The sequence below is a fragment of the Vibrio sp. NC2 genome (assembly GCF_025195005.1).
In the GTDB taxonomy this organism is placed as follows: Bacteria; Pseudomonadota; Gammaproteobacteria; order Enterobacterales; family Vibrionaceae; genus Vibrio; species Vibrio splendidus.
In genome coordinates this window covers 47,365-71,979 of record NZ_JANVFC010000023.1, presented here as the reverse complement: position 1 = coordinate 71,979, position 24,615 = coordinate 47,365, and the positions used below count along the sequence as shown (strand labels likewise).

The following is a 24,615-nucleotide window of genomic DNA, read 5'->3' as shown; positions in this document are numbered from 1 at the left end:
TGATCAGATCATGAAACCTAAAAATAGTTCAAAAAAAATCCCCAAGCGTGGCTTAGGGATTTGTGTATAAGAGACAGCCCATTGGGTGCCTTTTGCTATCTGATTTATTGTCGTGCAGATTAAAGCTTTATATCATCAAGACTAAAATCGAGACCGAGATTCATCTCTCTGAGCTCTTTCTCAAGCTGTCTACGATCGTTGATTGCCTCGATTTCTCGCCATTTACGCTTGAGTGGTTTAGAGCGAGTTTTTTGAGTTGCACGAGGCATTTCTAGTTCTGATAGTTCATCGAATTGAAAGCTATCCATAAGCTATATCTCCTTCCGTGGGAATCGTTCTTACGAACCATTAAATATCATATTTAGGTTCACAATAACCTTGATTTGTTTCTCATTTGTTTCAAATCTATGAAGGTTTTGTTCTGTTTTCTTATGCATGCTCACACATTGTGGGGATTTTTATGTACAAAAAACAAGCAAACAAACCTAAGTAAACGATTAAATTAGGGGTTATGGAATGTTAATTCATTGTGCGAATGGAATGGTATTTTTACTACACTGCATTTAAGTGCGTATTGCGCCGTGCGGTAGCGGGTTCTCATTGCCCTAGAAAAAAATACAGATCTTCACTATACCTTGTAAAACCTAGGCTGACGTCATCTTTATAGGATGTCGTTCTTGTTTTAGTGGTACCTTGGTTGTTGTTGATATTATGTCCCGATAATGTGACTTTTATTGGGCTGTATTGTTGAAAATTGTGTTAACAAAAGGTGTGTTATTAGTGAAATGTCATTTTAATATAAGTGTATTTGCATATTGATTTTTAGGCCGTCTCGCTGCATTATCCGCCCGTCAAAAAATACACTGATACGTAAAATGGATGCATGAAGCGACATTTACAATCTAGATCGCAACAAATAAATATAAATCTAATGCCGACACAACTATTGACACTGGCATAGGTGATCTAGAGGAAGGCTCGGAAGCAAGATCGGTGCTTAAACTCAATTACGAGGTTCACGTGACAGACTTAATCAATTTGATGAACGATCTCCTTTGGGGATCTATCTTAGTTTACTTACTCGTTGGTGTGGGTATCTACTTCACTGTACGACTAGGCTTCATTCAATTCCGCCATTTCGGCCACATGTTCTCTGTTCTTAGAAACAGCCGTAAAGCAGACAGTGCTGGTATCTCTTCTTTCCAAGCTCTTTGTACTAGTCTTGCTGCTCGTGTAGGTACAGGTAACATGGCAGGTGTTGCTGTGGCACTAACCGCCGGTGGCCCTGGTGCTATCTTCTGGATGTGGCTAATCGCCATGCTAGGTATGGCAACATCATTTGCTGAAAGCACACTAGCACAGCTATACAAAACGCGTGATAACGACGGTAACTACCGTGGCGGCCCTGCATACTACATGGAGAAAGGCCTAGGTATGCGTTGGATGGGGGTTCTATTCTCTATCTTCCTAATCATCGCATTTGGTCTAGTATTCAACGCGGTTCAAGCGAACGCGATTGCAAGTGCAATGAACACGGCGTTCGACTTTGAGCGTGGCTACGTTGGTGTTGGTATCGTAATTATCTCTGCATTCGTTATCTTCGGTGGTATCCGTAAGATTGCCCGCACTGCAGAAATCATTGTTCCAATCATGGCACTGGCTTACTTAGCTATCGCTATCTACGTAATGCTAATGAACATTGAGAAAGTGCCTGAAGTTCTGGCTCTTATCTTCAAGAGTGCATTCGGTCTGCAAGAAGCAGCAGCGGGTGGCTTAGGTTACGCGATCGCACAAGCGATGATTAACGGTATCAAACGTGGTTTGTTCTCGAACGAAGCGGGTATGGGTTCTGCGCCAAACGCAGCAGCTTCTGCTACGCCTTACCCACCACACCCAGCATCACAAGGTTATGTGCAAATGCTAGGCGTGTTCATGGACACGATTGTTATCTGTTCTGCAACAGTAGCAATCATCCTGATGTCTGGTGAGTATGTACCACACGGTGAAGTAACGGGTATCGAACTCACGCAACGTGCACTAACGGCACAAGTGGGCGAATGGGGTGGTATCTTTGTAGCGGTAGCGATTTTCTTCTTCGCTTTCACTTCAATCATTGCAAACTACTCGTACGCTGAAACGAACCTTATCTTCCTAGAGCACAACAACAAGAAGGGCCTAGTGCTGTTCCGTATCGTTGTACTGGGTATGGTTATGTTTGGCTCTTTGGCGACATTGCCAACGGTATGGGCATTGGCTGACGTATCGATGGGTCTAATGGCGATTGTGAACTTGGTAGCGATCATCTTGCTATCGGGCATCGTGATTAAGCTAGCGAAAGACTACAACCGTCAATTAGACGCGGGTAAAGTACCCACGTTTGATGCGGATGATTTCCCAGAGCTTAAAGCTCAATTGGAAGATGGTATTTGGGTTAACAACAAGAAGAAGTAATCTTGTTGGAGTGATTCATCACTCATCCTAAAATCATTAGAAAGGCTAAGGTTTCGACCTTAGCCTTTTTCTTTGCCTGCGACCTTTTCTTTGTAAGCGATTCTTCTTTGTAAGCGACTTACAGCTAGATCTGTCTATCAAAGTAATAGGAAGAGTCATAAAGACAAGTTGATGTTTTTTCTATACTCTAGCAGCATCCAGTTAGATAACCGATTAGGGTAAAGTTATGTTAGTTGTCGTTTCTCCAGCCAAGACATTAGATTACGAATCACCATTAGCGACTGAGCGCTTCAGCCAGCCAGAGTTTGTTGAACACTCTGCAGAGCTTATTGAAGTGTGTCGTAAGCTGACACCTGCTGATGTATCAGCACTGATGAAGGTAAGCGATAAGATTGCTGGGCTGAACGTAGCGCGCTTTGAGCAGTGGAGCGAGACCTTTACCCAAGACAACGCACGCCAAGCAATCCTAGCCTTTAAGGGCGATGTGTACACTGGCCTAGATGCTGAAACACTGTCGGACGATGATTTTGACTACGCACAAAATCACCTGCGTATGCTTTCTGGGTTATATGGCTTGCTTAAACCGTTAGATCTGATGCAGCCATACCGCCTAGAGATGGGTACGCGCTTAGCCAATGCTCGTGGTACTAACTTGTACCAGTTCTGGGGCAACATCATCACAGATAAGCTGAATGAAGCGTTGAATGCTCAAGGCGATAATGTGTTGATCAATCTAGCATCGAACGAATACTTTAAAGCGGTGAAGCCGAAGAGCCTTGATGGTCAAATCATCACGCCAGTGTTTAAAGACTGCAAGAATGGCCAGTACAAGGTGATCAGCTTTTACGCGAAGAAAGCGCGTGGCATGATGGCTCGCTACATCATTGAGAACAAAATTGATTCCGTTGAAGCGCTGACCAAATTTGATACGGCGGGTTACTACTTCGTTGAAGAAGAGTCGAACGCGAAAGAGTTAGTCTTCAAGCGTGAAGAGCAAAACTAGTAGCTCTTGGTTAATTAGTCACTCTTGGTTAATTAGTTACTCTCGGTTTGAGTTTGAGTTTGAGTTTGAGTTTGAGTTTGAGTTTAAAATTAGAGGTCTAGTCATTTAGCCTGATAACAAGCCAGACAATAATAAACCAGACAAAGAAAAGCCCCATGCAGAGAACTGCATGGGGCTTTTTATTGAATCATTGAAAGGCGGTTAGATTACTTGTTCTTAGCGGCTTTCTTTTTCTTAGCGATTTTCTTTTTCTTAGCAATTTTTTGCTTCGCTACCGCTTTCTTGTCTTCTTTCTTCGGTTTCTTCTTCTTCGTTACCGCGGCTTTCTTATGCGTAGGGCGCATGCCTTCGATGAAGCGTTCTTTGATCGCATCTTCAGTGTAACGAGCAACACGTTCAATCATTAGCTGATCGTGCGCTTCAATGATAGAAACCGCGTTACCTTTCTTACCTGCACGAGCCGTACGGCCGATACGGTGAAGGTAGACATCTGCTGTACGCGGCATGTCGTAGTTAATAACGTGGCTCACATCAGGAAGATCGATACCACGAGCTGCGACGTCAGTTGCCAGCAGTACGTTGATAGAACCATCGCGGAAACGAGAAATCGCGTTGTTACGACGATCTTGAGGCATTTCACCTTGAATCCATACACATGGAATCTGTGCGCTTTCTAGTTGAGCTCGTAGCTCACCTAGGCGATCACGCGTCTTCAAGAAGATGATGCTGCGTTCAGCTTGCTCTGTAATGATATGTTTTAGGATATTAAGCTTGTGCTTAGCTGAATCGGCGCGGTGATACCATTGAGTGATCTTCTTACGTTCACGCAGTGATGATTTAGCATCGATCTCTGCTGGGTTTTTCAGAAGATCTTCAGTGAAACCTTCAATACCTTTACCTTCTAGCGTTGCTGAGAACAGTAAAGTTTGTTTACGCCAGCGACACTCTGCAGATAGACGGTCAACAACAGGACCAAAGCCCATGTCTAGCATACGGTCTGCTTCATCCAGAACTAACCATTCAATTGCACGGCAGTCAAAACGCTCGCCTTCAATGTATTCCATTAAACGACCAGGTGTTGCGACCACGATATCTTGAGTTGTGCTTAAGATATCTGCGTGCTCTTGGTACATCACACCGCCCGTGATCGTAAAGATGTTCAGGCTGGTGTATTTAGCAAGCTCACGTGCTTGTTCGGTGATCTGCATTGCTAGTTCACGCGTTGGCGTTAGGATAAGCATACGTGCAGGGCCAGATTTCTTACGTGGGAAATCCAGTAGGTATTGCAGTGCTGGCAATACAAATGATGCTGTTTTACCAGTACCTGTTGGCGCAGAAGCCAAAACGTCTCTTCCATCTAACGCTTGTGGGATTGCTTCAGCTTGTACCTGTGTTGGGCGTTCGTAGCCCATTTCGTCAATTGCTTTAAGCAGCTCTTGGTTTAGATCGAGTTCTGCAAAGGTTCTGATCACTGTTGTTTCTCCACAAGCAATAAATGTTTCTGCCTCAAAAAGCAGACGATAAAAAAGAGTAGTCGGACATTATAGAAGCATTAGTGATTAGGATCACATGGTATTTGCTACATCTTGAGATAAAAATCTTTAGTAAGGGCAATAAATGCCTCGCTATAACCGCCATCGTGATGGATCGTAAGCGATTCACGCTGCAAATCTTGCTCACAAACAGGATCTTTAGACAATTCAAACAGGACTCGAATTGCCGGTTTTCTGTCTGTTGTTTTCACATCAAGGCGCTTTGCTAGGTACCAACCACATTGTCGGGCAAGCTTGATGAAGCCTTCTCCCTCGGTCGTCGGCAGTATAAAACTGGCTGTGGCGGCATCCGTCGTTATCTCGAAACAACGCTGAGCAAGCTCAAGGTGATCCAAGCTATTGGTGTGCCTCGCGGTGGCTCTTTGGCTTTGCTGTGCCTGCTCTCCAGAGTTGAAGTAGGGCGGATTACAAATTATTGCATCAAATCGTTGCGAGAAATCCGTGGTTAACACGCTGCCATGATGAAGGGAGATGCGATCTTGCCAAGGAGACTGCTCAATATTGACTGTGGCAGCATCAATGGCGTGCTGATCAATATCTATCGCAGAGATTGAAGCATCCTCAAAACGCTGCGCAGCCATCAAGGCCAACAGACCTGTTCCTGTTCCAATATCGAGTACACATGATCTTTGTGGCAGGCTTACCCACGCGCCAAGTAACACGCCATCGGTACTGACGGGCATGCCGCTTTGTCCTCCGTAAATAGAGAATTTTTTGAAATTGAAGCTTTTGGTTTCGGTTTTTTTGTCTTTCATGAATGTTCTGGATATCGATATATTTTAAGTGATTAGCTCTAATGTTAATTAATTGTATGGCTCAATGTTCTATTTGAGAATTCATTGTTGTTAATTATGGTTAGCTTATAATTATGGCAATATTTCCATATCCAGTGGAATCCACTGCTTTTGGTTCTCAAATGCAAATTTATATGGTGTTTTTTTGTGGTGACTTGCAGCTAGCCAAGTGTTTCGTCATTATGCGCGACTATTTTATAGATTGATTGGCAGCTTCTAGCTGTAACATTCACGTAAGCACAACATAAATTCATAAATATAATTAAGGATTATCTGTGAAACAGAGTCTAAAACTAACAGATATAATGGCATTGGGCTTTATGCTTTTTGCGTTTTTCTTAGGTGCGGGTAACATCATCTTCCCACCTCTTGCTGGCCAATTAGCTGGTGACCACTTTCTTCCAGCGATGTCTGGTTTCCTGCTGACCGCCGTTGGTCTGCCGTTAATCACTATCGTCGCAGTTGCAGTGGCTGGTGGCTCTTGGGGTCATCTAACCAAAGATCTTCCAAAGCGAGCTGCAACTATCATGGCTGTGCTGATCTTTATCATCATCGGTCCTGCATTCGCTGCGCCACGTACCGGCCTTGTTGCTTATGAGATGGCGGTGAAACCGTTCTTCATCGATGCCTCTCAAGCTCACCTCACTCTTTTTTCAATTGCATTTTTTGTGGTAGCGATGTTCTTCTCATGGTCGCAAGGTAAGCTTATCGATGTAATCGGTAAGGTACTGACACCTGCACTATTTGTTGGTTTGGTTGTACTGGCAGTTGCTGTGTTCGTTAACCCACAAGGCGACATTCTTGCGGCTCATGGTGAGTACATTACTCAGCCACTGACCAAAGGTTTCCTTGAAGGCTACAACACCATGGATACGTTTGCTTCGTTGATGTTTGGTATGCTGATCGTTGATGCGATTCGCAGCAAGGGCATTACTGATCGTGCAGCGACGACTAAGTACCTTATCAGCGCAGGTTGTATTGCCGCGGCTGGTCTAGCGTTTGTTTACATCTCTTTGTTCTTCTTGGGCGCAACAAGCGCAACAGTCGCAGCGGGTGCGGACAATGGCGGTGCTATCTTAAGCCTTTACGTTCAATCACTGTTTGGCCCATCAGGTCAGCTAGTGCTTTCAGTGATCGTATTACTGGCATGTCTAACAACGGCGATTGGCCTTGTTTCAGCATGTTCTGATTACTTCAGCTCGCTAACGCCTTTGTCTTACAAGACTTGGGTAATCATCAACGGTGTAGCTTGTGCAACCGTAGCGAACGTTGGACTTTCTCAACTGATTTCTCTGTCAGTTCCAGTACTGTTTGCACTGTACCCAGTCGCTATCGCTCTAGTCGCACTGACGTTCTTGCGTAGCCGTTTCCCTAATCCAAAAGCCGCTTACCGTGTGGTTGTATTAGTGTCTCTACTGTTTGCTCTTATTGATGGCGCTAAAGTAGCGGGTGTAGATGTGTCTGCACTTAAGATGCTGCCATTGTTCGAGATCGGTATGGGTTGGTTACTTCCAACTGCTGCAGCAATCATCTGCATGTTCTTTGTTGGTAAAGCAACAGAACAAGAGATGGCTGAAGAGACCGTTTAATCTTCCGTTGAGATTAGATTGTCCTTCGAGATGAAATAGAAAAGGCCTCATTACTTCGCAGTAATGAGGCCTTTTTGTATCTAATCGATGATGTTCTTTCTGCCTGAAGCTTTTAGCTTTTAGCTTTTAGCTTTTAGCTTTTAGCCCTTAGCCTTAGCCTTAGCCCTTAGTTCTTAGCTCTGAACTCTAAGGAAGCAGAACTTATAGCTTTTCGCTGTACTCGACGAGGACTTGTTCAACCCAAGTTGCGATACGTTCGTCGCTGAGTTCGTACTGTGAATCTTCATCGAGAGCCAAACCAACAAACTGAGACTTGTCTTCTGTTAGTGCTTTAGATGCTTCGAATTCGTAGCTGTCATCGTTTGGCCAGAAGCCGACAAACTCAGCGCCTGCGGTTTTCAATTCATCATGCAATAGACCCATCGCATCTAAGAACCACTCACCGTAGCCCTCTTGGTCACCTAGACCAAACAGAGCCACAACCTTGCCTTTCATTGGCGTTGTTGCGATGTCTTCCCACAACTCATTCCAGTCTTCTTGAATTTCACCGAAATCCCACGTTGAGATACCAAGCAGTAAAAGGTCGTAGTCCGCCATAAAAGAAAGAGGGGTTTCTTTCACGTTATGGATATCAACTAAGTCTTCACCAATAATGCCGCGAATTTTCTCTGCTGCCATTTCGGTATAGCAGGTGGTTGAGCCGTAAAATAATCCAATTTTCATAGCAAACGTTCGATTTTAATTTCAGATGGCGAATTCTAACCATAAATCGACTTCGATTGCAGCGATTATCCGCTCAAGTCGTAATTTTTATGGCATTCATATTTGCTCTGACATACTCTCAAAACAGTTTCCAATATTGTGAGTAACACTATGCAGTCGCCTCAAGGGCAGAGCGCAGACCACGGTCTCGTTGAGCAGTTTTTAGATGCTATGTGGATGGAGAGGGGGTTATCGGAGAATACGCTTGTCTCATACCGTACCGACTTGTCCAAGCTTCTAACGTGGATGGAAAAGAACAATTACCGCCTCGACTTTATAAGCCTTTCAGGGTTACAGGATTATCAAGGTTGGTTAGCCGACGCCGATTTTAAGCAGACTTCCCGTGCTCGCATGTTGTCGGCGATTCGTCGCTTGTTCCAATACTTGCACCGCGAGAAAGTGAGAGGCGATGACCCGAGTGCATTGTTGATCAGCCCTAAGCTGCCACAGCGCTTGCCAAAAGATTTGAGTGAAGAGCAAGTTAATGCACTGCTAGAGGCTCCTGATCCCAATGACCCTATTGAGCTTCGCGATAAAGCGATGCTTGAGTTATTATATGCAACTGGTCTTCGTGTTACCGAGTTAGTCAGTTTGACCATGGAAAATATCAGCCTAAGACAAGGCGTGGTGCGTGTTATTGGTAAAGGCGGTAAAGAGCGCTTGGTGCCAATGGGCGAAAATGCCGTGGACTGGATTGAGACTTTTATTGAACAAGGTCGGCCACAACTGCTCGGCGAAAACAGTTCTGATGTGGTTTTTCCGAGTAAACGCGCCAAGCAAATGACCCGTCAGACGTTCTGGTATCGTATTAAGCATTACTCGGTTGTTGCTGGTATAGACACAGAGCTATTGTCACCGCACGTGTTAAGACACGCTTTTGCGACTCATTTACTGAACTATGGCGCAGATCTCAGGGTCGTACAGATGTTGCTTGGGCATAGTGACTTATCGACAACCCAAATTTATACTCACGTGGCGACCGAAAGGCTGAAGCAAATTCACGCGCAGCATCACCCACGTGCTTAAATCCATTTATTTTTAAGGTGAACTTAATGAGCGTATTACGCCGTCTTCCTCTATTAGTGCTTCCTCTCATGATTACTGCATGTAATGCATCAGAAGCGAAAGTAGAACAAACATCAACAGCCGTAGAAGTTGCTCCAGCTCAAGCTATCGATACAGCAGCGTTAACTAAGCGTTTTGAAAAAATCGGTATCAAGGTAGAGAAGATCGTTCCTTCAGACATCGATGGCCTATTAGAAATTCAAACTAACAGTGGCATTATCTTTTCTTCTCCAGAGGGCGATCACTTTCTAGCCGGCACTCTTTACTCTCTGGATGATAACGGCAAATTCAGTGACGTTCTGGCTGAGCGTCAAGCTCCGCTGAATGCTGAAAAGGTCGCGGCGATGTCGGATACGGTTATCGAATATAAAGCCGATAACGAAAAATACGTTGTGACGGTATTTACTGACATTACCTGTGGCTACTGTGTTCGTCTGCACAGCCAAATGCAAGGCTATAACGATCTAGGTATTACCGTTCGTTACATGGCTTACCCACGCCAAGGTGCAACAGGACAAGTTGCCGATCAAATGGCAGCAATCTGGGCTTCAGATGATCCAAAAACAGCCATGCACGATGCTAAAGTAAACCGTCAAATGCCAGCGTCTGGTAAAGACCTAGCAGAGCAGAAGCAGATCATCGCTAAACAATACCAACTAGGTCGTGAGCTTGGCATCAATGGCACACCTGCTATCGTGCTAGCAAGTGGTGAGTTGGTGAGTGGTTACTTACCGCCAGCACAACTTCTTCAACGTTTAGAGCAATAATATCGTTTCTGTATTGCCAATTTATCCCCCATGTTTTTGATTTAAGGAGTGGCCTGATTAATATCAGGCCCATTTTTATATGATAGAGATCCAACGCCGTCCAGAGGTCGACACTTCAGTCTTACCTGCTCACTTACCTGACTTGTTAAAGCGCATTTATGTGAGTCGCGGAATCGACAGTGCTGACCAACTAGAGACAGCAGCGAAAGGCTTGCACTCTTATCAAAAACTGGGCGGCATTGATGCTGCGGTTGAATTGTTGTTCAAAGCCATTCAGCAGCAAAAACGCATCATCATTGTTGGTGACTTTGATGCCGATGGCGCAACCAGTTCGGCGTTGTCTGTGCTTGCTCTGCGTATGTTGGGCAGCTCTAACGTTGATTATCTAGTACCAAACCGTTTTGAAGATGGTTATGGCTTGAGCCCTGAGGTTGTCGAACAGGCGATCGAACTTGGTGCTGAAGTGATCATGACCGTGGACAACGGTGTCTCTTCGATTGACGGTGTCCGTTTCGCTAAAGAGAAAGGGCTAGACGTTCTGGTTACTGATCATCACTTACCGGGCAATGAACTGCCAATCGCCGATGCGATGGTCAATCCGAACCTAGAAAGCTGTGCATTTCCTTCAAAAGCGCTAGCGGGTGTTGGGGTTGCGTTTTATCTGATGATGGCGTTGTGTGTTCACATGCGTAAGTTGGGCTGGTTTGCTCAACACGGTATGACAGAGCCCAAGTTGATGGAACTGATTGACCTAGTGGCACTGGGTACTGTTGCGGATGTGGTTCCACTTGATGAAAATAACCGAATCTTGGTGCACCAAGGGCTACAACGCATTCGTGCGGGCAAAGCTCGTCCGGGTATTCAAGCCTTGATTGAAATTGCTAAGCGAGATGCTAAGCGATTAGTTGCCTCCGATTTTGGTTTTGCGCTTGGTCCACGTATCAATGCGGCTGGCCGATTGGATGACATGTCTTTTGGTGTTGAGCTGCTAATGAGTAACAACATCCATGCCGCGCGTCGAATGGCCAGCGAGTTAGATGGCTTGAACCAAACACGTAAAGAGATCGAAGAGGGCATGAAACAAGAAGCGATGGCTTTTTGTGAGCGCCTTGAATTTGGTAAAGACGATTTGCCTTCTGGTTTGGCGCTGTTTCAACGTGATTGGCACCAAGGCGTAATCGGTATTCTCGCTTCGCGTATCAAAGACAAATATCACCGCCCAGTGATCGCATTTGCTGATGGTGGTGAAGGCAGCATCAAGGGTTCATGTCGTTCGATTCCAGGTTTGCACATGCGCGATGCGCTAGACAGAATCGATACTCAAAACCCTGGCTTGATCTTGAAGTTTGGTGGTCACGCAATGGCTGCTGGCTTAACCATTATGGAAAAAGACTTCGAGCGATTCAGCAAGATGTTTGATGACGTTGTGCGTAAAGAACTCGGTGAGACGGCACTTAAGGGCATTATCTTGTCTGATGGTGAGCTGTTACCTGAAGAGTTCTCAATGCATACCGCTGAGACGTTGCGTTCAGGTGGTCCTTGGGGCCAAGCTTTCCCAGAACCGATCTTTGATGGTGAATTTAAAGTGCTGCATCAAAAACTGGTAGGTGAAAAACACCTTAAATTGATGCTAGAACCTCTATACAAAGGCCACCCAACCAACGTGATGATTGATGGTATTGCTTTCAATGTTGATTTACGTCGTTGGCCTGATGCGTCCGTGAAAACGGTTCACCTTGCATTTAAGCTGGATATCAACGAGTTTCGTGGCAACCAATCGTTGCAGTTGATGGTTGACCATATTGAAGCCAAATAGTTGAAGCCAAATAGCGTTATCGTTCACTGAATGATGTTCATCATTTAGCCCCAAATTCAACAAGCTCTGTTCAAAAGCAGGGCTTGTTTTCTTTCTTTCCCTTACAAATTTCACGTGTTTTTTCTGTCTGTCAATTTTATATTCCATTAAGTTGTTGAATCTTGGCTTTCCGCTCTAAAAAATTCTGTATCTCCGTCACACTTTTGAGTACAATTCTTCGGTTAAATTCTACTCATAAATGATGAGCTAAAATGTTTGAAATCAATCCTATTAAAAACCGTCTGCAGGATGTGTCTGAACGCACAAATATCCTGAGGGGGTATCTTTGACTATGACGCTAGAAAAGAGCGTCTAGAAGAAGTAAACGCAGAATTAGAACAACCGGATGTATGGAACGAACCTGAGCGTGCTCAAGCGCTAGGTAAAGAACGTTCTGCATTGGAAGCAGTAGTAGAAACGATCGACCAACTTGACCAAGGTGTTGAGGATGTTGAGGGTCTATTAGAGCTTGCGGTTGAAGAAGAAGACCAAGAAACGTTTGACGAAATCGAACCAGAATTAGCAGAGCTAGAAGCTAAGCTAGAAAAACTGGAATTCCGTCGTATGTTTGCTGGCGATCACGACGCATCAGATTGCTACATCGATTTACAGTCAGGATCGGGCGGTACAGAAGCTCAAGATTGGACTTCAATGATGTTGCGTATGTACTTACGTTGGGCAGATTCGAAAGGCTTCAAGACCGAAGTGATCGAAGTGTCTGATGGTGATGTTGCTGGCCTTAAAGGCGCAACGGTACGTATTTCTGGTGAATACGCTTATGGTTGGTTACGTACAGAGACAGGTGTTCACCGTCTAGTTCGTAAGTCACCATTTGATTCAAGTGGCCGTCGTCATACTTCATTTGCATCTGCGTTTATCTACCCAGAGATTGATGACAACATTACGATCGATATTAATCCTTCTGACTTACGTATTGACGTATACCGTGCCTCTGGTGCTGGTGGTCAACACGTAAACACCACGGAATCGGCGGTACGTATTACTCACGTTCCAACCAACACCGTGGTTCAATGTCAGAATGACCGTTCGCAGCATAAGAACAAAGACCAAGCGATGAAGCAGCTGCGTGCTAAGCTTTTTGAACTTGAGATTCAAAAACAAAATGCTGAAAAACAAGCGAGCGAAGAAACGAAATCAGACATCGGTTGGGGCAGTCAAATCCGCTCTTACGTACTGGATGATTCTCGTATCAAAGATTTGCGCACCGGCATCGAAAATCGCAATACTCAAGCGGTTCTTGACGGTGACTTAGACAAGTTTATTGAAGCTAGCCTGAAATCAGGTCTGTAAGCTTTACCAACTCTTAAGCTTTACCAATAATATTGGTAAAAATGCCTATATTTTCAAAAATATAGCTGTCCAAATTATAAAAGCAAGGTACATCTCTAATGACTGATGCTGTTCAAAACGAAAACGCACAAGAAGCTTCTTCACCTGAAGAGAACAAACTAATCGCTGAACGCCGTAGCAAGCTGGATCACATCCGCTTGAACTGCAAAGCGAACGGTCACCCAAATGATTTCCGTCGTCAGCACCTAGCTGGCGATCTTCAAGCGGAATTCGGTGAGAAGACTAAGGAAGAGCTAGAAGAGCTTAACCACATCGTTGCGATCGCTGGTCGTGTTATGGCGAAGCGTGGTCCATTCCTTGCGATTCAAGAAACTTCTGGTCGTATCCAAGCATACGCAGCGAAAGACGTACAAAAAGTACTGAAAGAGAAGTACCAAGGCCTAGATATCGGTGACATCATCGGTGTTAAAGGCGCGCTTCACAAATCTGGTAAAGGTGACCTTTACGTGAACATGGAAGAGTTTGAACTGCTAACTAAAGCACTTCGTCCTCTACCAGAGAAGTTCCACGGTCTAACTGACCAAGAGATGCGTTACCGTCAGCGTTACGTTGACCTAATCGTGAACGAAGACTCTCGTAACACATTCATCGTGCGTTCTAAGCTTGTGTCTTCAATCCGTAACTTCATGAGCTCAAAAGGCTACCTAGAAGTTGAAACGCCAATGATGCACGTGATCCCGGGCGGTGCTACAGCACGTCCATTCATCACTCATCACAACGCATTAGACATCGACATGTACCTACGTGTTGCACCTGAGCTTTACCTTAAGCGTCTAGTGGTTGGTGGTTTTGACCGTGTATTCGAGATCAACCGTAACTTCCGTAACGAAGGTCTTTCTCCACGTCACAACCCAGAATTCACAATGATGGAATTCTACCAAGCGTACTCTGACTACAAAGATCTAATGGATCTAACGGAAGAGATGCTAAGCACAGCAGCGATGGACGTTCTTGGTTCTACTTCTATGCCTTACGGTGACGAAACGGTTGAGTTCGGTGGCACTTACGCTCGCATGAGCATGTTCGATGCAATCAAACACTACACGCCTGAAAATGCAAACATTCAAGCTCTGACTGAAGATGATCTTCAGAACAGAGAATTGATGGTTAAAATTGCAGAAGAAGTGGGTCTGTACGTTGAGAAATTCTGGACTTGTGGTCAGCTTCTTGAAGAGATCTTTGGTGAAACGGCTGAGCCTCAGCTAATTCAACCAACATTCATCACGGGTTACCCAGCGGACATCTCTCCATTGGCTCGTCGTAGCGACAGCAACCCATTCTTCACAGACCGCTTTGAGTTCTTCATCGGTGGCCGTGAAGTAGCGAATGGTTTCTCTGAGCTTAACGATGCACAAGACCAAGATGAGCGTTTTAAAGCGCAAGTTAACGCAAAAGACGCGGGTGATGACGAAGCGATGTACTACGATGCAGACTACATTACTGCACTAGAGCACGGCTTACCGCCAACAGCGGGTCAAGGTATTGGTATTGATCGTCTAGCGATGCTATTTACAAATACGCACACAATCCGTGACGTGATCTTGTTCCCGGCAATGCGTCCACAAGCGTAATACTCGCTTATGGGATGTAACAGCCCATCTAATTAAAAAAGCCACCTTCGGGTGGCTTTTTCTGTTTTTAGGCTGCAAAACCTAGCCTGTACCGCACTCTTGATTCGAAAAACCATTATTTCTGACATAGTCTTACTATTGAGACATAAAATCTAAGATAGTCTCACTACTATACGTCCTGCGCTGAATACGATCTCGTGGCATTTTGTCGAACGATGAAGCAGTGACTCGTATTAGCTTGATTTAAATAAAAATAGAATAAGGAAGAAGGATGGGAACTCAATTTAAGATGGATTCCTTACCAGGTTCTCTTATCGTCGTTGGTGGTGCGTACGAACCCTGGTTATCAGTGTTAGAGCAAGTGGGTTGGCAATGTACCCAGTGTGCAGATTTACGAAAAGCCGATGCCTTGATTGCTGACATTGGCCCATGCATTGGCATTGTGGATCTTAGTCATGATGAGTTTAGCCTTAACGGTATCGCTAATCTCGTGAGCAACAACAAGCAAGTAAGATGGCTCGCCTTTATTCGTGAATCGCAATTGAGCTCTGATACCATTTGCCAATTTATCGTGAACTTCTGTATCGACTTTTTCACGGCGCCAATCCCAGATGCCCAGTTATTGAGTACCATTGGTCACCAACTGGGTATGCTCAAGCTTGAGCAGAAAGTATGGCCAAACTACGGCATCAACAACAATATGGGTTTGCTTGGCGACTCTGTGGCTGTGAAGCGTTTGAGAGACCAAGTAAAGCGCATTGGGCCGACAGATGTCAGTATCCTGATTTACGGAGAGAGTGGAGCAGGAAAAGAGACGGTTGCACGCTCAATTCATCAGAACTCTTCGCGAGCGCAAAAGCCATTTTTAACGGTCAATTGTCGTGCCTTGTCTGAAATGAGAATAGAGGCCGAGGTATTTGGTATCTCTGCACAGCCCGCTGCAGCACCTTGTCTGTTGGAAGAAGCCGACGGCGGAACGATCTTACTCAATGATGTATTGGCGATGCCACGTAATCAGCAGTTGAATCTGCTGCGTTTCTTACAAGAAGGTAAAATTGAAACTGCGGATGGTCCTAAGCCTGTCGATGTGCGCATTCTGGCCGCGAACTCTTCTGATATCGAAAAGGCATTGATCGAGGGCGACTTCAATGAAGAGCTTTATCATTACATCAATGTTCTGCGCATTCACGTTCCGAGCTTAAAAGAGCGAGTGAGTGATATTTCAGTATTGGCTAATCATTTTCTACGTGAGTATTCAAAAGAGTTTAATGCTCAAGCGAAGAGCTTTTCAGACGATGCTATCCGCTCGATGAATCGTTATCACTGGCCGGGCAATGTGCGTGAGTTGATGAATCAAATTAAGCGTGTCGTGCTGATGTCGGATGCGGTGATCATTGACGATCAACAACTGGATTTACCAAAACAGAATGATGAGCGCCGCAGTCTCAAAAGTATCCGTGAGCGTTCAGAGCGAGATGCGTTGCTGATTGTTCTGGAATCTTATGGTGGTCAAGTATCGTTGGCCGCTAAGGAGCTTGGAGTTTCGCGTGCAACCATGTACCGATTGCTGAATAAACATAGCCTGATTTCTGAAGGTGTTGTTTAGAGCTCTCTATTCATTGATTTTATCCAGTTAGTGTAAATCTAAGAGCCACGCATGATGCGTGGTTTTTTATATCCATTGCTACAACTTCTCGTTGATCGTTGACTGACTGACTGACTGACAGATTGACAGATTGACAGATTGACAGATTGACAGATTGACAGATTGACAGATTGACAGATTGATAGATTGATAGATTGATAGATTGAGCTATTGGTGGCTCGGTCTTTAAGAGAGATATTCTGTGATTTTATATAATCATAGTGAATATGTTATATATAAAGTGATATGCAACTAATATTTTGGGTGAATCATTTGTTTTGAAATTGTTAATCAATTATCGGTTGAATAATATACTCACTTGGTTAGACTTTAACCGTGAAAGCAATGGTTTAACAAAGACTTATTTGCTTTTATTATCTCATTTCTTTTTGGATTTTTTAGTTAGTTTGGAGGCGCAAATGAAACATTTCGATTTTATACAGCATATTTGCGCGTCGTTTGATCCGTGTACTGACATGGTGACAGTTATGTCACAAACATCAGCCATGGCCGATCGAAACACCCAAGATAAACCTAACTAATAGATCCGTACCCTTATTTGGCTGCGGAAAAATAGCAGCTAAGTGAGAAGCCCTCATACTATCTAACACGCTATTTTTCCTCAGTTTATTTTACAACTGGAGAGTTATTATGCGTCACTCAGTATACTTAAAACTAGCAACAGTCCTTATCCGTGCAGACCTTCGTCGTGAAGAACGTGAATGGCAACGAAAAGTTCGTCGTAGTTCATACGATCTACCATGGAACAATACTCATTTATTGAGAGATATTGGCCTTGAAGCCGATGGTCGACCAATTGGTTTTTCTGAACCTGAAGTCGTTACGATTGAACGTCGAGTTCGTCACCTTCGTCGAGTCTTAAGCGCGCGAATACCGACGTAATCTTGTGGGGTGATAGCGCCTTTCACCCCTTAAGATAAATATCAGCGATAGTTGTGGCGTCGAAAGTGCAAGCTTTTGAACTAAAACTGGCCAAAAAAGAGAAGCACTTGCTTCTCTTTTTTGCTTTTTTAAGCCGTTATGTGTGCTTTTTTAAGTCGTTATCTAGTAAAGAAAAAGAGTTCTACTACGCTTTATAGAGCAAGGGAGGCTGGCTATGCAAAAGCATCAATTAGACATGTGGTTACATGGAGAGCACAAAGACTCTTATCAAACACCGAAAGTATACGTTATTGGCTGTTCCGATATCTCGGAATATCTATTAGCAGTGGAATATAAACACAAGCTAGAACCGGTAAAGCAAGACGGTGAGCCGCTTCACTTTGGATCCTTGGATCAAGTGAAAGAAGAGTTGCTCCGGCTCGGTTTTGAAAAGGCGTATCTTCGCTTACACAACGCCTATGACGAGTTTGGCAATGAGCCAAGCCAAAGCTACTGTGATATTGAACTGGCGCTCAAACCTCATTAGAGAGCGTTTGTAGCTAGAGATTGATTCTAGTTACTGGCGGTTTGTAACATACTGATAGTTTGGTCCATCTATGCTAGATAAGAGCTCTATGCGTAATGGGTTGTCAGCAATTTATGGGTGAATTGAGTCCGTAGATAGAAACCACGTGGCTTAGTCTTGATAGGTTTTCCACTTGCACCGTAAGCTTCTGTTAACACGCGACTGTTGGCCGCTTTTGGTCTTAAATGCAGTGCTTCACCGTGTCTTGCTGTTATCTGCTCAACGTTACCCAACACGATCAACTCCATCAGCTCTTCCCAATCTCTTTTCAGGAGTTCGTTTTCAGCTAGGCTTGGTGTCCAGAGTAATGGGGAGCCAACATGCCTTTCTGCCAGCGGAATCTCTCTTTCTCCCTCAACAGGGATCCACAACACTTTAGACAGCTTGTTTCGAACGTGACTGGTTTCCCAAGTTATGCCTTGCACGCCCATCAATGGAGCGACACAAACAAAGGTGGTTTCGAGTGGCTTTCCAGAGTAACCAATCGGGATGCTTTTAAGCTCGATACCGAGTTTGGCAAAATCTTGCTCTGGTTTACTGCCAGCGGGCGCACCCAAGTGCCATTCCAATAGCTGTCCAACCCAGCCTTTATCGCGCTTGAGGTCGTTTGGCATCACCATCTCGGCTTCATCGGCGAGCTCTTTAAAGGTCATTCCGGCGATAGCATACGCTCTGTCTAGCAGTTCTTGTTGTGTTTGTGGTTCTGGTTTCATAATAAAAGGCATGATCAAAAAAATGATTTTACCAGAAGTTATCACCATATGACGACTGGTTAAGAAATGATCTCCTTGTTAGGAAAGGGATCAAACTCATGGTTATCCACAGGACATAAAGGTAATTAATTGAAATATTAATTTAGTGGATAAATAAACAGGGGTTTATGGTGGATTAAATGCTTGCCAAATGGGGTTCAAAATGAATCTTTCACTTACTAGTGTGGATAAACATCGGAGTGGTTGATCTTTAACCACGTTCTTTTTTTGAAAGATCTTTTACTTTTCTAATGTTTTTAAAAATGAAAATTTAATTTTAATTCATTGATTTTAAATGGGATAAATTGTAATTATTCGGATTGGTGTTTTTAGTGTTGATGAATCTATGGATTAAAAAAAACGATTGCGGGTAATTCTTCACATAGTTATTCACAGAAAAGGTGAATAAATGTGGTCTATGTCTCACTATTGTGTGGGTAACTAGAATTTGAGCAAAACTTATCCATATTCTTAGTTAATATTCATAAATATAGCGCTTGTCACGTCACTAAGTTTGCTCCGATTGGGGATATGTGGAAAAATCAGAGTAATTAAAAATTTAGATAGAGGTTGGCCAGTGATAGATGGCGATGGTTACCGATTAAATGTTGGTATTGTAATCTGTAACAACCATGGTCAGGTCTTCTGGGCTAAACGATACGGGCAACATTCATGGCAATTCCCTCAAGGGGGAATAGATGAAGGTGAAACTCCGGAACAAGCAATGTACCGCGAGTTGTATGAAGAGGTTGGCCTTACTAAAAAGGATGTAAAGATCGTCGCGACAAGTCGTCATTGGTTACGCTATAAGCTGCCCAAACGACTGGTTCGGTGGGATTCTAAACCTGTCTGTATTGGACAAAAACAGAAGTGGTTTCTTTTACGCTTAGATTGCGATGAATCGCAGATCAATATGCAGCGTGGAAGTACACCTGAGTTTGATGGTTGGCGTTGGGTGAGTTACTGGTACCCAGTTCGACAAGTTGTTTCTTTCAAGCGAGATGTTTACCGTCGAGCGATGAAAGAATTCGCATCTTTAGCAATGCCGTTTAAAGAGCGAAAAACAAAAGGAAAACGCAAATTGCGTAGAGGTTAAGCATGCTCAGTCAACTAAGGGAAATAGTTGAACACGTATCAAGAGTTGAAGATGTGTCGACGGCTCTTGATATTTTGGTTAAAGAGACATGCAGTGCGATGCAGACGGAATGTTGCACCGTGTATTTGGCCAATAATGATATGCAGCGTCTTGAGTTGATGGCAACTCAAGGCCTGATCTTCAAAGGCAATAGCATTCACATTGGTTTTGACGAAGGTCTGGTTGGCCTTGTTAAAAGAAGTGCTGAACCTATCAACCTTGCACAAGCGTCTGCTCACCCTGCTTATAAGTTTTTTCCAGAGCTTGGAGAAAAGGTTTATCACTCTTTTCTCGGCACTCCGATTATCCATCGCAAGCAAGTGCTTGGCGTATTGGTTATTCAACAGAAGTCTCCTCGTTTATTCAGTGAGATGGAAGAATCCTTCCTTGTCACTCTCTCAGCACAACTTGCGGTCATTGTGGCGCACGCTCAAACTCAAGGCCATTGGCTTTTAGAGCAACAGAAGCTACCTAAGATTAAAGGTATTGCAGCTTCATCGGGCGTTGCGATTGGCGATTTATGGTGGGACAACACTCAGCCTGAACTTACCGATGTTTATCCAGCATCGACGCTTAATGTTGAAAGAGAGCATGAAATGCTGGCAGTCGCCGTCGAAAATGCTCTCAATGACTTTAAGCGAATGCGAAAGCGCCTAGACAGTGAAATCAATAAAGACGCGTTGGCGATCTTTGACCTGTTTACTCACTTACTCAACGATCCAATGTTACGTAAGGATCTTAAGAGCCAAATCCAGAAAGGCGATAAGGCCGATTGGGCATTAAGGCAGGTTGTTGAGAGCTACTCGAATCGCTTTGCTCGTATGTCAGACGTGTACCTTCGTGAGAGGGCACAAGACATCCGAGAGCTTGGTCAAAGATTGCTCTATTTCCTTCACAATTCTGAACATGAACTTCGCACGCTAGATAAGCCAATTATTTTGGTGGTTCGAGAGTTAACGGCTTCGGTATTGGCCTCTATTCCCAAAGAAAAACTATTAGCGGTTATTTCTTTGGAAGGGGCGGCGAATTCACATGCCGCGATTTTATCTCGAGCTTTGGGTATTCCTTCTGTTATGGGGGTTAACCTAAATCTTGCTCAAGCTAATGGTAAGCAAGCGATTGTTGACGGGTATAGTGGCGAGATTTTTATTGAGCCGACTCAAAACCTGCTCAAAGAATATCAAGGGCTGATTCTAGAAGAGAGTGAGCTCTCTTCGATGGTCAATCGAGAACTATACTTACCGGCAAAAACGCAAGACAACCAGCAAGTCGAGATCCTGCTTAATGCGGGCTTGAGTGCCGACACCAATATCGCTATCAACCAAGGCGTTGATGGGGTGGGGCTGTATCGAACCGAAATTTCTTTCTTGTTACAGCAGAGGTTTCCGTCAGAGGACGAACAATTCAAGCAATACCGTTCTGTACTCGCGAGCTACCCTGAGAAGCAAGTGGTGATGCGTACACTCGATATCGGTGGTGATAAGGCCTTACCTTATTTCCCAATCGAAGAGGACAACCCATTCCTTGGCTGGCGTGGTATTCGTTTTACGCTCGATCATCCTGACATCTTTATTATTCAGTTACGTGCCATGCTACGTGCGAGCTGTGAAAGCCATAACTTGAGTATTTTACTGCCGATGATATCTGGTGCTCAGGAACTGGATGACGCGCTACAACTTATTGAACAAGCGTATGACGAAGTGCATGAGCTTGATAACCGAGTGCGTATGCCTCGCGTTGGTATCATGATTGAAGTGCCATCAATGCTTTACATACTGCCGCTGATTGCTGATAAGGTCGACTTTGTTTCCGTCGGTACCAACGACTTAACTCAATATTTATTAGCGGTTGATCGGAACAATTCACGAGTATCCGATGTCTATGAATCCATGCACCCTGCGGTGATCATGGCATTAAAACAAATTCATGATACTTGTAAGCAACATCAATTACCTGTGTGTATTTGTGGCGAGCTAGCCGGTGATCCTATGGGCGCGTTGTTACTGATTGGGTTGGGGTATGAGACGTTAAGTATGAATACCTCGAATGTCGCGAGGACTAAATATTTGATTCGCCAATCTAACTTGAGTGAATTACAGGATTTGGCAAATAGAGCGCTTTCAAAGCCATATGGTAGTGACATCTATAGTATGATGCTGAACTATTTCGAAGAGCGTGAATTTACAGGCTTCATTCGAGCAGGTAAAAAATAGGATTTAACGTGTCATATGAACTGATAGGCTTGTTAGCGGGCCTTGGTGCTATTGTTGGTGTTTTAGCGGGCTTGCTAGGCATTGGCGGTGGTTTGCTGGTCGTTCCTGCCTTGCTATTTTTGCTTCCTAAAGCGGGTATTCCTCAAGAGTTTGCGATGCAAATGGCATTGGCAACCTCGTTATCAACCATTATTGTTACCTCGGGATCGTCTGCAATTAACCATTTAAAATTGGGTAATGTGGAACTTTTTGTCGTTAAGTGGTTGATGCCTGGTGTGGTGATTGGTGGTTTCCTAGGTTCTTTTGTCGCCGACGTTATTCCTGCTCAATATCTGCCAAAAGTCTTTGGTGTGATTGTCTTGGTATTGGCGTTGCAGATGTTGTTGTCGATCCGCTCTAAGAGTCAAAAGTCGATGCCGGGTTCAGCTAAGACCATGTTATGTGGTGGCGGTATTGGTTTGGTTTCAAGCTTGGCTGGTATTGGTGGTGGTTCTTTATCTGTGCCTTTCCTTAACCATCACGGTGTGGAAATGCGTAAAGCTGTAGGCTCATCCTCTGTATGTGGTTGTGTTATCGCGATTTCGGGAATGCTAGGCTTTATTTGGCATGGCTCTTCTGTCGATGATCTTCCGGCGTATAGCTTGGGTTATGTTTATCTACCGGCTTTGATAGCGATATCTTGTACCTCAGTACTAACCACACGAGTTGGCGCTAAACTGGCCACTCAATTGCCAACCCCCGTGCTGAAGAAATTCTTTGCGGTATTTTTAATGTTTATAGCAGCCACTATGCTGCTGTAGTGTCTTTTCTGTTAGCTGTTGAGTTAACCGTTATTCAATTTTAGATAGAGAGCCAAGTATGTCTCAGGGTTTTATCGAATTCCCAAATATCGATCCTGTTCTTATTGAACTAGGACCAATCTCAGTTCGTTGGTACGGCCTAATGTACCTTGTCGGTTTTATGTTTGCTCTTTGGTTAGCAAATCGCCGAGCTGATCAACCCGGTAGTGGTTGGACTCGAGAGCAAGTATCAGACCTACTGTTTGCTGGCTTTCTCGGCGTGGTGCTTGGTGGTCGTATTGGCTATGTACTTTTCTACAACTTTGGCCTTTTCATTGATGATCCACTCTACCTATTTAAGGTATGGACTGGCGGTATGTCTTTCCACGGTGGTTTGCTTGGTGTGATCACCGCGATGCTTTGGTATGCCAAAAAGAACGGTCGAACCTTTTTTGGTGTCGCTGACATGATTGCACCATTGGTTCCATTTGGTTTAGGTATGGGCCGCATGGGCAACTTCATGAACAGTGAGCTATGGGGTCGTGTGACTGATGTGCCATGGGCGATTGTATTCCCTAACGGTGGTCCACTCCCTCGTCACCCATCTCAGCTTTATGAAATGGCGCTTGAAGGTATTGTACTGTTCTTCATCTTGAACTGGTTCATCAAAAAGCCTCGTCCTCTTGGTTCTGTATCAGGGTTATTCCTAGCAGGATATGGTACATTCCGCTTCCTAGTTGAATACGTACGTGAACCTGATGCTCAGCTAGGTTTGTTCGGTGGATTTATCTCTATGGGACAAATTTTGTCACTGCCAATGGTTATCATCGGTGTGCTGATGATGGTTTGGGCATACAAGCGTGGTCACTACAAAGATGAATTACCACAACAAACGAAGTAAGGAATTGGTGTGAAACAGTATTTAGATCTCTGTCAGCGTATCGTTAATGACGGTACTTGGATTGAAAATGAACGCACAGGCAAGCGCTGCCTAACCGTAATCAATGCTGACCTTGAATATGATGTAGGTAATAACCAATTCCCACTGGTAACAACACGTAAAAGCTTTTGGAAAGCCGCAGTTGCTGAGCTGCTTGGCTATATCCGTGGTTACGACAATGCTGAAGATTTTCGTAAGCTAGGGACTAAAACTTGGGATGCGAATTCTAACCTGAATGAAGCATGGCTAAATAACCCTTACCGCAAGGGTGAAGACGACATGGGCCGTGTTTATGGCGTTCAAGGACGTGCATGGGCAAAACCTGACGGCGGTCATATCGACCAACTGAAGAAGATTGTTGATGATCTAACAAACGGCATTGATGACCGCGGCGAGATCTTAAACTTCTATAACCCAGGTGAGTTCCACATGGGTTGTTTGCGTCCGTGTATGTACAGCCACCACTTCTCTCTACTTGGTGACACTTTGTACCTAAACAGTACTCAGCGCTCTTGTGATGTCCCTCTAGGCCTGAACTTCAACATGGTTCAAGTGTATGTGTTCCTAGCAATCATGGCGCAAATCACGGGCAAGAAAGCGGGTGTGGCTTACCATAAGCTGGTTAATGCTCATATCTACGAAGATCAACTCGCACCTATGCGTGATATCCAGTTGAAGCGTGAGCCTTTAGCGGGGCCAACATTCCATATCAATCCTGAGATTAAGTCTCTAGAAGATTTGGAAACGTGGGTGACGATGGATGACTTCTGGGTTGAAGGCTACGAATGCCATGAAGCGATTAAGTACCCATTCTCGGTTTAATCTAATCTGCTTTGACTGATTGAAAGGCTGCCTCTGCGCAGCCTTTTTTATTTCTGATGCTTGGCTTGCTTACTATTCGT

The 24,615-nt window shown here is 44.4% G+C and carries 21 protein-coding genes; 16 read left to right on the top strand and 5 right to left on the bottom strand.

From position 1 onward, the window contains the following. Nucleotides 1-119: 119 nt before the first annotated feature. Nucleotides 120-308, bottom strand: coding sequence for a DUF3545 family protein (locus NX845_RS20570; RefSeq protein WP_004735002.1), 189 nt, complete (start codon nt 306-308; stop codon nt 120-122). A 712-nt stretch (nt 309-1,020) separates the two neighbouring features. On the opposite strand from NX845_RS20570, the gene NX845_RS20565 reads away from it, so the two are divergent. Continuing rightward, nucleotides 1,021-2,451: a sodium:alanine symporter family protein gene (locus NX845_RS20565; protein ID WP_017084788.1), complete on the top strand. Its 1,431-nt coding sequence runs from the start codon at nt 1,021-1,023 to the stop codon at nt 2,449-2,451. A gap of 226 nt (nt 2,452-2,677) precedes the next feature. Then, the gene (gene yaaA, locus NX845_RS20560) at nt 2,678-3,454 is read left to right on the top strand and encodes a peroxide stress protein YaaA (protein ID WP_065681769.1); all 777 of its coding nucleotides are present in this window, start codon (nt 2,678-2,680) and stop codon (nt 3,452-3,454) included. Nucleotides 3,455-3,660: 206 nt separating this feature from the next. Here yaaA and srmB read toward each other — a convergent pair whose 3' ends face one another. Both srmB and NX845_RS20550 read right to left on the bottom strand, forming a co-directional pair. Further along, on the bottom strand, nt 3,661-4,926 hold the full coding sequence (srmB, locus tag NX845_RS20555) for an ATP-dependent RNA helicase SrmB (RefSeq protein ID WP_260257101.1): 1,266 nt from the start codon (nt 4,924-4,926) through the stop codon (nt 3,661-3,663). A gap of 107 nt (nt 4,927-5,033) precedes the next feature. Next, nucleotides 5,034-5,762 carry a tRNA1(Val) (adenine(37)-N6)-methyltransferase gene (locus tag NX845_RS20550; protein WP_102440856.1) on the bottom strand — a complete coding sequence of 243 codons (729 nt, stop codon included), beginning with the start codon at nt 5,760-5,762 and terminating at the stop codon, nt 5,034-5,036. A gap of 314 nt (nt 5,763-6,076) precedes the next feature. Here NX845_RS20550 and brnQ point away from each other — a divergent pair, with 314 nt between their 5' ends. After that, nucleotides 6,077-7,390 (top strand): branched-chain amino acid transport system II carrier protein, encoded by a 1,314-nt coding sequence (gene brnQ, locus NX845_RS20545; RefSeq protein ID WP_017077715.1) that lies wholly within the window; start codon nt 6,077-6,079, stop codon nt 7,388-7,390. A 201-nt stretch (nt 7,391-7,591) separates the two neighbouring features. On the opposite strand, the gene fldB is transcribed toward brnQ, so the two are convergent. Then, nucleotides 7,592-8,113, bottom strand: a complete 522-nt coding sequence (gene fldB / locus NX845_RS20540; RefSeq protein WP_004735008.1) for a flavodoxin FldB — start codon at nt 8,111-8,113, stop codon at nt 7,592-7,594. Between the two features lie 150 nt (nt 8,114-8,263). On the opposite strand from fldB, the gene xerD reads away from it, so the two are divergent. The 8 genes from xerD to NX845_RS20500 all read left to right on the top strand — a co-directional run bounded on the left by xerD (nt 8,264) and on the right by NX845_RS20500 (nt 17,855). Continuing rightward, complete coding sequence (xerD, locus tag NX845_RS20535; RefSeq protein WP_004735009.1) at nt 8,264-9,178, top strand: site-specific tyrosine recombinase XerD; 915 nt, start codon at nt 8,264-8,266, stop codon at nt 9,176-9,178. Between the two features lie 26 nt (nt 9,179-9,204). Further along, nucleotides 9,205-9,984 carry a thioredoxin fold domain-containing protein gene (locus tag NX845_RS20530; RefSeq protein ID WP_017077716.1) on the top strand — a complete coding sequence of 260 codons (780 nt, stop codon included), beginning with the start codon at nt 9,205-9,207 and terminating at the stop codon, nt 9,982-9,984. 79 nt (nt 9,985-10,063) lie between these two features. Further along, complete coding sequence (gene recJ / locus NX845_RS20525) at nt 10,064-11,800, top strand: single-stranded-DNA-specific exonuclease RecJ (protein WP_017087527.1); 1,737 nt, start codon at nt 10,064-10,066, stop codon at nt 11,798-11,800. 251 nt (nt 11,801-12,051) lie between these two features. Continuing rightward, nucleotides 12,052-13,150, top strand: a protein-coding gene (gene prfB / locus NX845_RS20520; RefSeq protein WP_099426155.1) for a peptide chain release factor 2 whose coding sequence is annotated in 2 segments (ribosomal slippage) — nt 12,052-12,126 and nt 12,128-13,150 — 1,098 coding nt in all. Because the reading frame shifts where the segments join, the coding sequence is not laid out codon by codon here. A 98-nt stretch (nt 13,151-13,248) separates the two neighbouring features. Then, nucleotides 13,249-14,781: a lysine--tRNA ligase gene (gene lysS, locus NX845_RS20515; RefSeq protein WP_102539631.1), complete on the top strand. Its 1,533-nt coding sequence runs from the start codon at nt 13,249-13,251 to the stop codon at nt 14,779-14,781. A 271-nt stretch (nt 14,782-15,052) separates the two neighbouring features. Continuing rightward, on the top strand, nt 15,053-16,387 hold the full coding sequence (gene vpsR, locus NX845_RS20510; protein ID WP_004735014.1) for a cyclic-di-GMP-binding transcriptional regulator VpsR: 1,335 nt from the start codon (nt 15,053-15,055) through the stop codon (nt 16,385-16,387). A gap of 690 nt (nt 16,388-17,077) precedes the next feature. Continuing rightward, the gene (locus tag NX845_RS20505) at nt 17,078-17,329 is read left to right on the top strand and encodes a hypothetical protein (protein WP_004735015.1); all 252 of its coding nucleotides are present in this window, start codon (nt 17,078-17,080) and stop codon (nt 17,327-17,329) included. A gap of 214 nt (nt 17,330-17,543) precedes the next feature. After that, nucleotides 17,544-17,855 (top strand): DUF6482 family protein, encoded by a 312-nt coding sequence (locus NX845_RS20500; protein WP_004735016.1) that lies wholly within the window; start codon nt 17,544-17,546, stop codon nt 17,853-17,855. Between the two features lie 86 nt (nt 17,856-17,941). Here NX845_RS20500 and mutH read toward each other — a convergent pair whose 3' ends face one another. Beyond that, nucleotides 17,942-18,607, bottom strand: a complete 666-nt coding sequence (gene mutH, locus NX845_RS20495) for a DNA mismatch repair endonuclease MutH (protein ID WP_086027492.1) — start codon at nt 18,605-18,607, stop codon at nt 17,942-17,944. Between the two features lie 616 nt (nt 18,608-19,223). On the opposite strand from mutH, the gene rppH reads away from it, so the two are divergent. From rppH to NX845_RS20470, 5 genes are read left to right on the top strand one after another with little or no spacing between them, the layout of a single operon-like run. Beyond that, nucleotides 19,224-19,742 (top strand): RNA pyrophosphohydrolase, encoded by a 519-nt coding sequence (gene rppH / locus NX845_RS20490; protein WP_004735018.1) that lies wholly within the window; start codon nt 19,224-19,226, stop codon nt 19,740-19,742. A 2-nt stretch (nt 19,743-19,744) separates the two neighbouring features. After that, a complete protein-coding gene (gene ptsP, locus NX845_RS20485) occupies nt 19,745-21,994 on the top strand; it encodes a phosphoenolpyruvate--protein phosphotransferase (protein WP_004735019.1) in 2,250 nt (749 codons plus the stop codon). Between the two features lie 8 nt (nt 21,995-22,002). Then, a complete protein-coding gene (locus tag NX845_RS20480; RefSeq protein WP_004735020.1) occupies nt 22,003-22,794 on the top strand; it encodes a sulfite exporter TauE/SafE family protein in 792 nt (263 codons plus the stop codon). A 58-nt stretch (nt 22,795-22,852) separates the two neighbouring features. Further along, complete coding sequence (gene lgt / locus NX845_RS20475) at nt 22,853-23,674, top strand: prolipoprotein diacylglyceryl transferase (protein ID WP_004735021.1); 822 nt, start codon at nt 22,853-22,855, stop codon at nt 23,672-23,674. 9 nt (nt 23,675-23,683) lie between these two features. Further along, the gene (locus NX845_RS20470) at nt 23,684-24,535 is read left to right on the top strand and encodes a thymidylate synthase (RefSeq protein ID WP_009848438.1); all 852 of its coding nucleotides are present in this window, start codon (nt 23,684-23,686) and stop codon (nt 24,533-24,535) included. Nucleotides 24,536-24,615 lie beyond the last annotated feature (80 nt).